15 protein-coding genes and 6 tRNA genes are annotated in these 14,407 nt (G+C 29.7%); 5 read left to right on the top strand and 16 right to left on the bottom strand.

Annotated features, from left to right (window positions below; all coding sequences use genetic code 11):
• Positions 1-18 precede the first annotated feature (18 nt).
• Together BUB33_RS08535 and proC are read right to left on the bottom strand one after the other, a co-directional pair.
• Positions 19-1,227 (bottom strand): CapA family protein, encoded by a 1,209-nt coding sequence (locus BUB33_RS08535; RefSeq protein WP_072975479.1) that lies wholly within the window; start codon positions 1,225-1,227, stop codon positions 19-21.
• Between the two features lie 31 nt (positions 1,228-1,258).
• Positions 1,259-2,062: a pyrroline-5-carboxylate reductase gene (gene proC / locus BUB33_RS08540; RefSeq protein WP_072975481.1), complete on the bottom strand. Its 804-nt coding sequence runs from the start codon at positions 2,060-2,062 to the stop codon at positions 1,259-1,261.
• A 148-nt stretch (positions 2,063-2,210) separates the two neighbouring features.
• On the opposite strand from proC, the gene BUB33_RS08545 reads away from it, so the two are divergent.
• The gene (locus BUB33_RS08545; RefSeq protein ID WP_072975484.1) at positions 2,211-2,774 is read left to right on the top strand and encodes a hypothetical protein; all 564 of its coding nucleotides are present in this window, start codon (positions 2,211-2,213) and stop codon (positions 2,772-2,774) included.
• Between the two features lie 18 nt (positions 2,775-2,792).
• A complete protein-coding gene (locus tag BUB33_RS08550; RefSeq protein WP_159429178.1) occupies positions 2,793-3,662 on the top strand; it encodes a S41 family peptidase in 870 nt (289 codons plus the stop codon).
• Between the two features lie 44 nt (positions 3,663-3,706).
• Here the strand turns inward: BUB33_RS08550 and BUB33_RS08555 are convergent, their stop codons facing one another.
• The 4 genes from BUB33_RS08555 to BUB33_RS08570 form a co-directional block, all read right to left on the bottom strand.
• Complete coding sequence (locus BUB33_RS08555) at positions 3,707-4,000, bottom strand: hypothetical protein (protein WP_084725304.1); 294 nt, start codon at positions 3,998-4,000, stop codon at positions 3,707-3,709.
• Between the two features lie 77 nt (positions 4,001-4,077).
• Entirely contained in the window at positions 4,078-4,908 is an 831-nt protein-coding gene (dapF, locus tag BUB33_RS08560) for a diaminopimelate epimerase (RefSeq protein ID WP_072975489.1), read from the bottom strand.
• Positions 4,909-4,977: 69 nt separating this feature from the next.
• Positions 4,978-5,931 carry a ribonuclease Z gene (locus tag BUB33_RS08565; protein WP_072975492.1) on the bottom strand — a complete coding sequence of 318 codons (954 nt, stop codon included), beginning with the start codon at positions 5,929-5,931 and terminating at the stop codon, positions 4,978-4,980.
• Positions 5,932-6,058: 127 nt separating this feature from the next.
• On the bottom strand, positions 6,059-6,826 hold the full coding sequence (locus BUB33_RS08570) for an IclR family transcriptional regulator (RefSeq protein WP_072975494.1): 768 nt from the start codon (positions 6,824-6,826) through the stop codon (positions 6,059-6,061).
• A 182-nt stretch (positions 6,827-7,008) separates the two neighbouring features.
• Between BUB33_RS08570 and BUB33_RS08575 the strand changes: the two genes are divergently transcribed.
• The gene (locus tag BUB33_RS08575) at positions 7,009-8,169 is read left to right on the top strand and encodes a pyridoxal phosphate-dependent aminotransferase (RefSeq protein WP_072975496.1); all 1,161 of its coding nucleotides are present in this window, start codon (positions 7,009-7,011) and stop codon (positions 8,167-8,169) included.
• A gap of 11 nt (positions 8,170-8,180) precedes the next feature.
• Positions 8,181-9,197, top strand: coding sequence for a C-terminal binding protein (locus BUB33_RS08580; protein WP_072975498.1), 1,017 nt, complete (start codon positions 8,181-8,183; stop codon positions 9,195-9,197).
• 79 nt (positions 9,198-9,276) lie between these two features.
• Here the strand turns inward: BUB33_RS08580 and BUB33_RS08585 are convergent, their stop codons facing one another.
• The 9 genes from BUB33_RS08585 to rdgB form a co-directional block, all read right to left on the bottom strand.
• Positions 9,277-10,932, bottom strand: a complete 1,656-nt coding sequence (locus BUB33_RS08585) for a Na/Pi cotransporter family protein (RefSeq protein ID WP_072975501.1) — start codon at positions 10,930-10,932, stop codon at positions 9,277-9,279.
• A gap of 166 nt (positions 10,933-11,098) precedes the next feature.
• Positions 11,099-11,174 (bottom strand) — tRNA-Arg (locus BUB33_RS08590).
• 49 nt (positions 11,175-11,223) lie between these two features.
• Positions 11,224-11,307: transfer RNA gene (locus BUB33_RS08595), tRNA-Leu, on the bottom strand.
• Positions 11,308-11,329: 22 nt separating this feature from the next.
• Positions 11,330-11,405: transfer RNA gene (locus tag BUB33_RS08600), tRNA-Lys, on the bottom strand.
• Positions 11,406-11,416: 11 nt separating this feature from the next.
• Positions 11,417-11,493, bottom strand: a tRNA-His gene (locus tag BUB33_RS08605).
• 20 nt (positions 11,494-11,513) lie between these two features.
• Positions 11,514-11,590: transfer RNA gene (locus BUB33_RS08610), tRNA-Arg, on the bottom strand.
• A 9-nt stretch (positions 11,591-11,599) separates the two neighbouring features.
• Positions 11,600-11,673 (bottom strand) — tRNA-Gly (locus tag BUB33_RS08615).
• A gap of 91 nt (positions 11,674-11,764) precedes the next feature.
• Positions 11,765-12,244: a metallophosphoesterase gene (locus BUB33_RS08620; protein ID WP_072975503.1), complete on the bottom strand. Its 480-nt coding sequence runs from the start codon at positions 12,242-12,244 to the stop codon at positions 11,765-11,767.
• 1 nt (position 12,245) lies between these two features.
• Positions 12,246-12,857 (bottom strand): RdgB/HAM1 family non-canonical purine NTP pyrophosphatase, encoded by a 612-nt coding sequence (gene rdgB / locus BUB33_RS08625; protein ID WP_072975505.1) that lies wholly within the window; start codon positions 12,855-12,857, stop codon positions 12,246-12,248.
• Positions 12,858-13,004: 147 nt separating this feature from the next.
• On the opposite strand from rdgB, the gene BUB33_RS08630 reads away from it, so the two are divergent.
• Entirely contained in the window at positions 13,005-13,316 is a 312-nt protein-coding gene (locus BUB33_RS08630) for a DUF4491 family protein (protein WP_072975507.1), read from the top strand.
• Between the two features lie 81 nt (positions 13,317-13,397).
• Here the strand turns inward: BUB33_RS08630 and BUB33_RS08635 are convergent, their stop codons facing one another.
• Positions 13,398-14,387, bottom strand: a complete 990-nt coding sequence (locus BUB33_RS08635) for a GerMN domain-containing protein (protein ID WP_159429179.1) — start codon at positions 14,385-14,387, stop codon at positions 13,398-13,400.
• Between the last annotated feature and the right edge of the window lie 20 nt (positions 14,388-14,407).

Consider the following 14,407-nt stretch of genomic DNA (forward strand, 5'->3'; position numbering starts at 1 on the left):
ATTCAATTCTGAAAAGCCTTAATTTTCAATCATCTTGTTCATAGTATCTTCAAAGGATTTTTTAAGTCTTGGCTTCAATGACTCTTCTACAGCTACATCTAGTTCCCCTTGAATATAATCATCTATAGGTAAAATTTCATAAAACAGCTTACCATTTTCCCTATATCTATAAACCCATGTTGGTATATAATCTCTATTTTTAATTATTGTTTCTCCAGTTATGAAATCCTTTTCTATATTTAGATTAACCATTATTCCATCTTCAGTATATGGGTTGTCTGTATTTTCTTTTCTCTGATTAGATAAAAAATTCCCCATAGAATAAATAATAAAATTATCTTTCCCATCTTTATTTATTATTTCAGTCCTTTGAATTACATGGGGATGACTGCCCAATATAATATTCGCACCCCATTCTACCATATTTCTTCCCAGTTCCACTTGATGGATTGAAGGCTCCCTTTGATATTCATTTCCCCAATGAATACATATTACTACTAAATCAGCACCTAAAGACTTTGATCTATCTATATCAGATTTTATTTTTTCTTCATCTATTCTATTTATCATATAGGATAATTCTTCTTTAGTTAAAGCATTATCCAGTCCATTTAAACCATAGGTATATGAGAGAAGAGCTATTTTTATGTCTTTTATCTCTTCTATAAGAATGTTATCATTAGGTTCTTTATATGTTCCTATATTTTTCATTCCATATTCATTTATATTATCTATGGTTTTAATTATCCCTTTCTTTCCTTGATCTAAGCAATGGTTATTAGCTGTAGTCAATATATCAAATCCTGCTTCCTTTAAAGCTAAAAGTGATTCTTTGGGAGTATTAAACCTTGGAAATCCAGAAAAACCAACTTCTGCTCCAGCTGTGACCGTTTCAAAATTCCCCAATGCTAAATCTGCTTCTTCTACATATTTCTTTATATGTCTAAAAGTAGGAGTAAAATCATAGGATTTTGTTTCCTTATTAAAAGCAGCTTTATATTGAGGAGAATGGAACATTATATCTCCAACTGCTAAAATATTTATAGATGAAATCTTGGGTTCTCTAAAGACTTCAATTGTTTCATTATCTTCTTCTCTTATTTCTTTGTCTAAACTAATATGTTCACTTTGTTCTATAAAATTGTTAAATATTATTATCCCTAAAAAAACAAATAGACAAAGTGAAAAAGTTAAAAATAATATTTTTAAATTATGTCTTTTTCTCATAAATGTCCTCCTTCGTATTATATTAATTGAATTACTTATTCATTTCCTTTGATTTTTCTCCACATATTCTCATGGCTTCAATTATACTTCTCCTAAAACCTAATTCTTCTAGCTTTGCCACAGCTTCTATTGTCGTACCTTTAGGTGAGCATACATTATCTTTTAATTCTCCTGGATGAATATCAGTATCCAAAACCATCTTTGCTGCACCTAATACTGCTTGGGCTGCCATTCTATATGCTTGTTTCCTTGGTATACCTTGCAACACTCCTCCATCACCCATAGCCTCTATCATCATATATACATATGCAGGGGAAGAACCACATAAAGCAGTAAATCCATCCATAAGTTCTTCTTCTAAAATTTCAGTTCTACTAAAACTATTAAATATAGATATTATTTCAACTTTAGTTTTTTCATCTATTTTTTCATCAAAGGATAATGCTGTTACTCCTTCTCTCACCATTGCTGGAGTATTTGGCATGGCTTTCACCACCAATGCAGCATTACCTAAATGTTCTTTAATATAACCTATACTAATCCCTGCAGCTATTATAATAACTATACACTCTTGACTTATTTCTTCCTTTATCTCTCTTAATATTAAATCATACATATGGGGTTTTACTGCTAATATTAAATAATCTGCTCTAGCAACCTTTTTATTATCTAAAGTAACATTAACTTTATAATTCTTTTTCACCTCTTCTAAAGTTTCCTTTGTTTTTGCTGATACTATTATTTTTTGTGGAGAAATTAATTTAGATTCTATCAATCCATTGAGCATTGCCTTTGCCATATTCCCACATCCTATAAATCCAATTGTTTTATCCATTTTTTTAATCCTCCCATAAATTTAATAATCCTTATGATAAATTACAATATCATTGACAAATCCATATATTTGTAAATATAATAACATATATACCATTCTATTTAAACAAATACTAAATATAAGTTTTCTCTCTAGCTGAGGTGATGCTATGAATAAGTTCAAATCTTTATTTATATTTATAATAGTATTAACTCTTATAACCATAAGCTTTAGAGTTAAATATAATAAATATCTATCTGAAATCAAATCTGAGTTTAACCACTTCCTTTATAAATATGATAATTTTGATGATGAATTACCTGTAATAGTTAGTAAAGATGAAAATTCTCCTTGTAAAAGTCTATCTTCAATTAGTAAAGATAAGGCAACTGAAGATGTAGAATATTTATTTAGCCTATTAAAATTTGGATACTCAGGATATGAATTTTTCGGAGGGGATAGTACCTTTATTCCTGCTAAAGAAAATATTATATGGTCTGTAATTGCTTCAGAAGGTTCTTATATTTGTGTTAATAAATTTTTGGATATTATATACTCAGAGCTTAAATTTATACAAGATTCACATTTTAATATAGGCAATTATAAATTATGTAACTATAGTAAATATTTTAGCAGTAGAAAATTTATATTTCATAAAGATAATATTGGATTCTATACAAAGATATATGGTAAGCCTTTTTATCTTGAGAAAGTTAATAATGAAGACCCTTGAGATTATATTAAAAAATCCTTGGATAAGGATGGCAATATAGTTTATAAGTTGGGAATTGTATCTACTACAAAAGATGTTTCAATACCTCTTAATCTAATATTAAAATCTAATGAATATATAAAAGAAGAAACTATCAGTTTATTTGAATATATCCCATTACTTAATAACAACACCAACAGCTATAAATATTATGAAATAGATAATATTCCTATATTACAAGTAAATTCCTTATGTCGAATTACTCCAGAAGATAGAACCCTTGAAAAATTTATTGAAGATAGTAAAAAGCTAAAAGGAAAGGATAATATAATAATAGATTTGCGAAATAATACTGGTGGAAGTATGGTCAATATAGATAAATGGTATGAAGGATTTACTGGAACAAAACTAAAAAAAGATATAATTGAAGCCAGTCTATATACGAATACTAGCATTAGTTTATCAAAAGATAAATTTAAATCAAAACAAAATGAACCTGATAATATAAAAGATAAATGCCTTGAAAAAATATCTAGTTATGAAGATAAAAAATATTATCCTGGCTGGAGTCCAATTGAATACGAAGATTTTAAACATACGGAGAATAAAACTAATATATTTATACTTGTAGATAAGAATACATCTTCTGCAGCAGAGTTTTTAGCATACTACCTAAGAAAATTAAATAATGTTACTTTAATCGGAACTAATACAAATGGTTGTATGCTAACGGGAAATTGTAATTCTAATTATCTTCCAAATTCTCATATACCAATAAATATATCTCATAAAATATATATGAACAAAGATTTTACTAATATTGATGGCTTGGGATTATTCCCTGATTTATGGGTAAAGCCAGAACAAGCCTTAGATAGAATAGTTAAGTATATAAATAAAAACATATAAAAAAGATACCTTAAATTATTTAAAATAACTTAAGGTATCTTTTCTCATTTTTTAGATTTCTGTGCCATTGGATCCGATATAGCTTCATACCCTCCCATACTTGCTACTGTTATCATCATTGCATTGATAATAGATAATACAATACCTTGAATTCCATTAGTGTCTCTGGTAAAAATAAGGGTTAGTATCAAAGATACAAAAAATGCATATAGCCTTACCATCGAATCTCCAAATGTATTTTTTACTATAGGTTTAGTAAATTGTACAATTACCGTAACAGCAGTCGTCAACCCTACAAAGGTCTTTAATCCATCCGCACTCATAATTTCATTAAACAATCGTCCCCCTCCCCTAATAATAATCTTTATATAATTTTATGATTATATTAGAGAGGTTATTCTCATTAATCTTTAATTTAATAAATTTCTCCCCTAGCTATATGAGTTGCACTACCTAACATGAAAATTTTATAATCATCTTTTAATTCTACTACTAATTTGCCTCCTTCTGTATTTACATAAACCTTTCGATTGAGTTTGTGCAGCAGATTACCTATGACTACTGAAGCACAAGAACCAGTGCCACATCCTAAGGTTCTGCCAGCCCCTCTTTCCCAAGTATAAACATTAATATTATCACAATCTATAATTTCAACAAAATTAACATTAGTCTTCCTTGGAAATAGGGGATGTATCTCTATCTTTTTCCCCAAATCATTTATATTGATTTCCTTTATATCATTCACAAAAATAACAACATGAGGAACTCCTATTTTTAATGCAGAAAATTTATAACTTTTTTCTTCTATAACTATGGTTTCTTCTATGATATTTTCCTTATCTATTCCTACTGGAATTTCTCTTCCATGAAATATAGGATTTCCCATATTTACCTTAATCATATTTACTTTTCCTAACCCATCAACTTCCATAGTTATATATTTTATACCTGCTAAAGTTTCTATAGAAATATCTCTATTTTTTACAATTCCATAATCATAAATATACTTAGCAAAGGCTCTAATTCCATTACCACACATTTCTCCCTGGGAACCATCTGAATTATAGTAAAGCATTTTTATATCTGCAATATTACTGTTATAACATACCATCATACCATCTGCACCAATACCAAAATGTCTATTACAAGCTTTCAAAGCTAGTTTATTATAATCCTCTATATATTCCTTTAAGCCATTAATTAAAATAAAATCGTTTCCTGCAGCTACATATTTATCAAACTTCATATACATCACTCCATTTGTATAAAATAAATATATAGTAATATGATAGTTTCTACACTATATCCATATTGATTATGTGAAGTTTAATTCTTTTTTAAATCCATCATATCCTATAACTGTATTTGAAAATATGTTCATAGCATTTAATTTATATAACTGAGGTTCATCCATGACTGGACTAAAGTGAGTAAGTAGAAGTTCCTCTACTTTTCCATCACGGGCTAATTCTGCTGCTTCACTAAACAACATATGTTTGTTTTTTATTGCTTTATCTAAATCTTCATTATCTCCATAAGTACCCTCGCATACAAATAAATTACTTTCATTTATAAAATTTAATATTTTATCTACTGGTCTTGTATCTGTTATATAGCTTAACTTTATTCCTTTTCGTTCTTCTCCAAGTACCATATCTGGAGTATATGTCTTATTATTATGTATTATAACTTCTCCATTTTGAAGTCTTTTCCATATCTTTTTAGGTACTTGGTATAATTCTGCTTTTTCTGGATAAAACTTAGGTTTCCGTCTTATATAAAAATTATATCCTAGACATGGTGAAGAATGTTCGAGATCCAAAGTAGAAAGAATAATATCATTATTACTATGTTTTTTAGTATAATCTTTTATTGACATTCCATTATCTAATATTTGAATACTTAAAGAATTTTTAGGATTTTCTATTATATTTATAGTGTAAGGAAAATAGGATATTGATGATATAAGTCCATTTACTACATCAGCAATTCCCTCAGGCCCTATTATAGTAACAGGTTCAATTCTACTACTGTTTCCAATTGTTGAAAGAAGTCCTGGCAAACCAAAAATATGGTCTCCATGAACATGAGTTATACATATTATATCAATCTGTTTAAATCCTGTTTTCAAATTTCTCATAGATACTTGAGTTCCCTCTCCACAATCTATAAGAATCTTTCTCCCTTTATAACTTATAATCATGGAGGACAAAAATCTATTAGGCATAGGCATACCTCCACCAGTCCCTAATAAAACTATATTAAACAATAAAATCTCTCCTTTGGTAATTAAAGTAATATTAACTATAATTAGTGTACCCCATAATAAAAAATCCTCTATCAAACATTAAATCATTCAAAAAATTTTTCTCTAACTTTATTTAGTTATACTAATTTTAATATAGAACTTTCCAGGATTTCTCAATCTCTATGGCAGTTTTAAGTAATTTATCTCTTAAATAATCAAACCCTTTATAGCCCAATCTCGAAGTTGGCCCTGAAATACTAATTGTAGCTACTATGTTCTCTTCACAATTCTTTATAGGAGCCGCAATACATGTAAGCCCATATTCGTACTCTTCTCTATCGTATGAAACTCCTTCATTTTTTATATTCTCTTTTAACTCTAAAAATTTTTCTAAATCAATTATTGAATTTATAGTTCTTGATTGTGGTTTATCACTATTAAAATATTTTCTCAACTCTTCATCTGAATACTGAGAAAGATATAATTTTCCCATGGCAGAACAATTTAATGGACTGATGGGTATAAGTTTAGAAACTAGATAGAAATCTTCTCCCTTTGCATTATATATAGTCATGACTAAATCTTCATATAGAATACCCAAATTTACACTTTCTCCAACTTCCTTTGCCAATGAATCAATATAGGGAGTAGCAATTGTTGAAATATCTATATCTGATTTTACTCTTGAACCATATTTGATAAAGGACTTACCTAGGAAATATTTATCAGAATTACTCTTTTCTACAAATCCCCATTTACTCAATGTAAATAATATCCTGTAAACAGTTGCTTTTGGAATCTTTAATTCTTTAGATATTTGAGAAATACCTACTTCTTCAATAGAGTTATACATAAAATTTATTACCTCAAAAGCTCTATCTATCATTGGAATTATATAATTATTTCCATTTTCCATAAAATTCTCCTTTACTAAAAATGTTATCAATAAATTATACCATAGGAAAAAATACTTTACATTAATATGTAGAGAAATAAAATAATTTTATAAAATATATTGAACTTTCTTATAACTTAATATATAATCAACTCAATCTTGAAACATCGTTTCATAACATAAACATTAAAGGAGTGATTGACTTGAAAAGTCCTTATATCTCAAAAAGATATTGGAATTCCATATCTACTCCCATGGGAGAAAGTACAAATTTATTGGGAAAATATCCAGACCTGATTAATCTTAGTCTTGGAGATCCGGACCTTAATACGGATGAAAGGATTATAAAAAAAGCTTTTGAAGATGCATTAAATGGTCATACCCATTATACCGACTTCTACGGTGTAGTAGAACTTAGAGAATCTATTTGCAATTTTTACTATGAAGAATATAATTACAAATTGGTAAAAGAAGAATGTATGATAACTACATCTGGTTGTCATGCAATGTGGTTAGCATTAGAAGCCATTTTAGATGATGGTGATGAAGTTATAATACCTTCTCCATATTTTACTCCCTATCCACAACAAGTAAAATTGGCAAGAGGCATACCAGTATTTTTAGAAACCTTGGAAGAAGAAGATTTCCAACTTAATATGGATAGATTAGAAAATCTAATAACTGATAGGACTAAAGCTATAATAATAAATACACCAAACAATCCAACGGGTACATGTTTAACTATTAAAACTTTAGAAAATATAGCGTCCATTGCTAAGAAATATGATTTATTAGTGATAGCAGACGATATCTATACCATATTTAGCTATGAAGAGCCTTTTATACCTATTACAAGCCTAGAAGGCATGAGAGAGAGAACTATTACTATAAGCTCCTTTTCTAAGGACTATGCAATGACAGGATGGAGAATTGGGTATATACTCGCTGAGCCGTATATTATAAATATAATCAAAGATATAAACGAAAATAATGTTTTTACTGCTCCTTCAATCTCTCAACAAGCAGCAATGTATGCCATAAAACTTAGAAAAGAAATTCAACCACCAATGATTAAAGAATTTAAAGCTAGAACTTTTACAGCATATGAAAGATTAAAGCAGCTTAAAAACGTTTCAATATTACCACCAAAAGGTACTTTCTATTTATTTCCAAATATAAAGGCTACAGGACTTACTTCTCAAGAAGTAGCCCATAGAATACTTGAAGAAGCTCATGTAATGGTTCTTCCTGGCACTTCCTTTGGTGATAATGGAGAAGGATATATAAGGATAGCAGCAACTGTTGGTAAAAACAAGATAAATGAAGCTTTTGACAAAATAGCTAAAATGGAAATTTTTAAATAGGAGGAATTTAAATGAATGTAAAGAAAAAAGTAGCTTTATGTGGTGTTCCAGGTATGAATAGGGAAGATATAGAAAAAATGGAGAAATATATTAGGGAAGAATACAAAGATGTAGAGTTCCTATTCTTAACTGAAAATGTTTTAGAAAAGGAAGAATTAATTGAACTATGCCAAGATGTAGAAATTTTAATTTCCTGGGATCAAGAAATGGATGATGAGATTTATGAAAAATTAAATCTACGGGCATATTGTGCTGCTAGCACAGGATTTAATGCTGCTAATATAGAAGCTGCCACTAGGAATAAAGTAATAGTCACTAATGTAGTAGATTATTGTGTAGATGAAGTTGCTACCCATGCAATTATGTTAATGTTAGGATGTAACAAAAAAATTTATTCCATGGTTCCTTATGTAAAGAATGGAAATTGGGATCTATCTGTTTTAGGAAAAATCCAAAGATTTGAAAATAGTACCGTAGGATTACTAGGATTTGGTAGCATCCCTAAAGCTGTAGCTAAAAAATTAAGTGGTTTCCACCTTAATATCATATCATATGATCCTTTTGTCAATGAAGAGGATATGAAAACATTAAATGTAACTAAAGTTGATTTAGATACTTTATTTAAAGAATCAGACTATTTATCATTACATACTCCCCTATTAGAGAGTACAAAGAATATTATTAATAAGGAAGTATTTAAAATAATGAAATCAACAGCCTTTTTAATCAATACTGCAAGAGGAGGTTTAATAAACCATGAAGACCTTTATGAAGCTCTTACAAATAATTATATTCAAGGAGCAGGTTTAGATGTATTAGAAAATGAGCCTCCTAAAGAAATTGACAAAAAAATCATATCTTTGCCCAACACTATTGTTACTGCTCATTCTGCTTATTTATCAGAAGAAGCATCAAATTCACAAATAAGAATTACAGCTGAAACAGTAGGAAAGATATTGAACTCAAGTATTCCTAATAACGTGAAGAATCCTCAAATATTGAATAATATTGATTGGCTAATTAAATAATTTTAAATATCTAATTAACCAATATTAATCAAGCTTCCATAATAGTTATTTATTACGGAAGTTTGATTTCATAAAACATTTAATTATATTTTCTCTTATCACCAAATAATTCATCTTTAGTATACATGGCTATCTTATATATATGATCTGCAATTCTTTCAAGATGACCTACTATATCTATAAAAAGCACTCCTGAGTCCACATTGCAAGACCCTTCATTAAGCCTTCTTATATGATTTTCTTGGAAGGTTTCACTCATCTCATCTATTTTGTCCTCTAATTCAACAATTGTTTTTATAATATCATTATCTCTCTTTTTAAGAACAATAATAGTATTATCAAACAATTCAATAATAGAGCTTTCCAATTCTTTTAATTCAGTTATGGCAACATCCGTAAAGGAAAGATTTCCGTCTATTTTTTTGTTAAACAAAGAAGATATTTCGATAACTCTATCTCCTGATCTTTCAATATTATTTATACTACTTATCATGGCAGGTACCATAATAGATTGACTCTCTGTTAATTCTCTTCTTGAAACTTCTACTATATATCTTGTTAAATCCTTCTGCATTTGATTTATCTCTGCTTCATTATCCATGATTTCAGCTATCTTCTTTCTATCATCTAAATATATCATATTCATTACATCTGATACCATATGTTTTAATATTTCCGTGCCTCTAATAATCTCAGATCTTGAAGCTTCTAAAGCTGCTACTGGTGTATCTATCAAAAGCTTATCTAATATTACCTTTTCCTTAAGTCCATTTTCTTTTGACCTTATTATTTTATATAAAAATTCTACATAATATTTTGTTAAAGGTAAAAATATTAATGCGTTTATAGAATTAAATAAGGTATGTGAATTTGCAATATATGCAGATATATTAGTATCTGTTTTATGAAAATGGTTTGTAAGAAATATAATAATTTTTATAAATACTGGCATTAGTATTAAAGCTAGCAAAACTCCAAAAACATTGTAAAGAGTATGAGCCCATGCTGTTCTTCTAGCATTTATATTTCCCGTCATACTTGCAAGTTGAGCTGTAAAGCAAGTTCCTATATTATCTCCTAAAATAATATATATAGAAGATTGCAAGTCTAACAGTCCTGCTTGACTTAGAACCATTACTAATCCAATTGTAGCTGCACTACTATGTACCATTGCAGTAACACACATCCCTAAAAATATTGCTATTACTGGAATAGACGCATAATTAGTAAAAAAGTATCTTAGGGATTCACTTTGCTGCATATATGGAACTCCTTCATTTAGGATTTTAAGACCTAAAAACATCATTCCGAATCCCATCATTGCTTGACCTATATTTTTAAATTTCTTATTTTTTGTAATACTATTAATTCCAAAACCTATTCCCAAAACTGGTAATGCTATATCTGTTAATTTAAATTTAAAACTAAATGCCATAAGTTGAGCTGTTATTGTAGTTCCAATATTAGCACCATAAATAATACCTATTGCCTGTGAGAGTTTCATAAGACCAGAGTTAACAAATCCAACTGTCAATACTGTAACAGCAGTGCTACTTTGAACTATTGCTGTAACAAAAATACCCACTAAAAAAGCACTCCATACTTTTCCAGTCAGTACTGTAAGAATCTTTTTCATGGTTTCTCCAGAGGCCTTTTCAAGACCATCCCCCATCATATCTACACCATACATTAATAAAGCTGTTCCACCAATAAGTCCAAATATTAGCTCCTCCATTAGTCACCCTCCAATTGATAATTAACAAACATTCTTATATTAAGATAAATTACAGCAAGTCCATAATAATTTTACCAGTAAAATTTTATAAATACAATGTTAATTATTATATTTATTAATATAAAAAAGAAATAAGCCTTACAATTAATTGTAAGGCTTATTTCTTTGGCACACCAGAGAGGACTCGAACCCCCAACACCTTGATCCGAAGTCAAGTGCTCTATCCATTGAGCTACTGGTGCTTATTAATATTACGTATAAAAAAAATTGGCTTATGCCAATTTTTATGTATGGTGCGGGAAAGAGGACTTGAACCCCCACGTCAATGACACTAGATCCTAAGTCTAGCGCGTCTGCCAATTCCGCCACTCCCGCATATTCCCTTTATGGGAATTATTGGTGATCCATCCGCGACTCGAACGCGGGACACCCTGATTAAAAGTCAGGTGCTCTACCGACTGAGCTAATGGATCATGTTTAAATATGGGGTGGATGATGGGATTCGAACCCACGACCTCCAGAGCCACAATCTGGCGCCATAACCAACTAGGCCACACCCACCATGTTTTAAACTATTAAGCTGGCGCACCTAGGAGGATTCGAACCCCCGGCACACGGATTAGAAGTCCGTTGCTCTATCCTACTGAGCTATAGGTGCTCTCACAGTTGGAGCGGGTAAAGGGGATCGAACCCTCGCAGCTGGCTTGGGAAGCCAGTGCTCTACCACTGAGCTATACCCGCATAGTTCGATACTCAGTGATTGCTTTCAACTTTTATTCGCTAACAATTTAAAATTATAACAGGTTCTAAATACAATGTCAATAGCATATTCTTAATTTATTTGAATTATTTTTGTATCTATTGAATTTCCAATGTTTATAATACCAAAGGTTTTTATTTTTACAGCATTTCTTGGCAAAGAAGGACTTCCTGGATTCATTATAATCATATTTTCTAGGTTTTCTACAATGGGTATATGGGTATGACCAAATAATACTACATTAGCACCTAGTTCCAATCCTTTATAATATAAGTTTGTTATTCCATTTTGTACATTATACTTATGTCCATGAGTAAGGAAAAACTTCTTTCCTTTAAATTCTATAATTTCATCCTCATTATATTCTGTATGAAGATAGTCTCCATTTCCCCTTACAATTATGGTTTTAATCCCCAAGGCTTTAGATATTTTAACTCCATCATTGACATAATCTCCAAGATGAAATAAAATATCTGGTTTTTCTATTTCTGATAATTTCTCTATAATATCTTTATTATTCCCATGTGTATCACTAACTACAGCTATCTTCATATTAACTTACCTCTAATATATTCTTTAGAGCCTCTTTTAGATTTTCTAATGCCTTTGCCCTATGACTTATTTTATTTTTTACCTCTTCTCCTAATTCTGCAAAAGTTTCATTATATCCCTCTGGAATAAATAAAGGATCATATCCAAATCCATTCTTCCCTTTTAACTCAAACCCTATTTTACCTGCACATTCACCTGATACTACTATTATTTCTTTATTCTCTGTTATTAATACTATAACTGTTTTAAATTTAGCACCTCTTTTGTTTAAAGATATATCTTTTAATTCATGTAAAAGCTTATTATTGTTTTTTACATCATTTCCTTCTTCTCCTGCATATCTTGAGGAATACACCCCAGGTTCACCATTTAATATATCTACAAAAAGTCCAGAATCATCTGCTAAAACCATATAATCTAGTTCTTCTGCTAAAGCTTTAGCCTTTTTCAAACTATTTTCCTCTAATGTATAACCATCTTCTACTACATCCAACTCACCTAAACCTACATCTTTCTTCGAAACAACTTCTATTGATAAACCTTCAAGTATATTCTTTATTTCCTCTACCTTATGTTGATTGCCCGTTGATAATACAAGTTTTCTTTTTTTCATATTAAATATATACTCCTTTATTTTTAATATCCTTTTCTATTATTATATTTTACCAAATAAGAAAATTTTTATCTATAATAAAAATAATCAATTGACTTATTCACATTTGTTTGATAAATATAAAAGTATTGATGGGAGGAGTTTAATATGAATTTAAGTGGAATCTTAGTTGGCATTGGAGCCTTTGCTATTATTGGAATATTTCACCCTATTGTTATAAAGACAGAATATCATTTTGGAAAAGGCGTATGGCCAATATTTTTAGTTTCAGGAATTATTTGTAATGTAGTTTCTATGGTTATATCTAATGTTGCCCTTTCTTCATTAACATCTGTTTTAGGTTTTACTCTATTTTGGAGCATTAAAGAACTATTTGAGCAAGAGGTTCGAGTAAGTAAAGGCTGGTATCCTAAAAACCCTAAAAGACAATCAAAGGCTACTGGTTCAAATTCAAATTAATAAAGAAAAAAGTGAGCAAAGCTCACTTTTTTCTTTATTAATTTATAATTGAAAATTCATCTCCAAATTAACGTTACTGCCTTAATATTCATTTGCAAAAACAGGAATAGTAGTATTTATTGTTTCTCCATCTATAAGTAACTCAACATTGTTAATTTCCTCAAACTGACTTAATGTCAATCCTATATTTTTTACTATATCGCTAAACATTTTATCTTCCGATGAATCTGAGTGGTTGTCATAAGATATATCTACATATGCAGTACCATTTTTTACTTCTACTCCTTGAAGCATAACACCCCTTGGAATATCTGAAGACAAACCTATGTCCTGTGGTGGTCCTTCAAATAGAAGATCTAATGCAGAATATACATTTGCTACTGGTGCTAAAGTAGGTACAGTAACTGGTATAAAATATTCAAATTCTTCTTCATTCATACCCTTATAATAAACAACTACCTTTGACCTTCCATCTTCTAGTTTTCCAACTAAATTAATATTTTCTCTTGCTAAAGGTTTACTAATATCTCCTCCATGTTTTAAAGAAGGTATTACCTTTCCACCAACTAAAATTTGTACTTCTCTAATAGCCGGAAACTCTGTTAATGTATATACTACACCTTTTATAAAATTTTCTTCTTCCTTTTCTGATTGATTTTCTAAAACTTTATCAGAAAAGTCTACCTTACATACTCCTGTTTCATCATTTATAGATATTCCTAAAACTTCTGTACCTGCTGGGATTATAGGCAATAAACCAGTAGGGTTTAAAGTTTCCCGAACTTCTGGGCTATCAATCATATTTTTAAGTGTTACCCTTGCAATTCCTTCTTCCCAAGGAATCTTTCTCATTACAGGAACTAAATATCCATCCTTATCCTTAAAATACATAACTGTTCTTCTAATTCCTTCCTCCTCAGCTACAACCACTTCTTCTTCGTCAGACCTAATTATTTCTATTTCCTCTTCCTTAGCTGTTAACCTATCATTAATAAGGTTTTTGCCAATTCCCAATACTGTTAAACCTAAGACTACTATTAGTCCAAATAATATTATTCTCCTGTTCACCATCATCAACCCTCCTAAATTAT

It is taken from the genome of Tissierella praeacuta DSM 18095 (assembly GCF_900128955.1).
In the GTDB taxonomy this organism is placed as follows: Bacteria; Bacillota; Clostridia; order Tissierellales; family Tissierellaceae; genus Tissierella; species Tissierella praeacuta.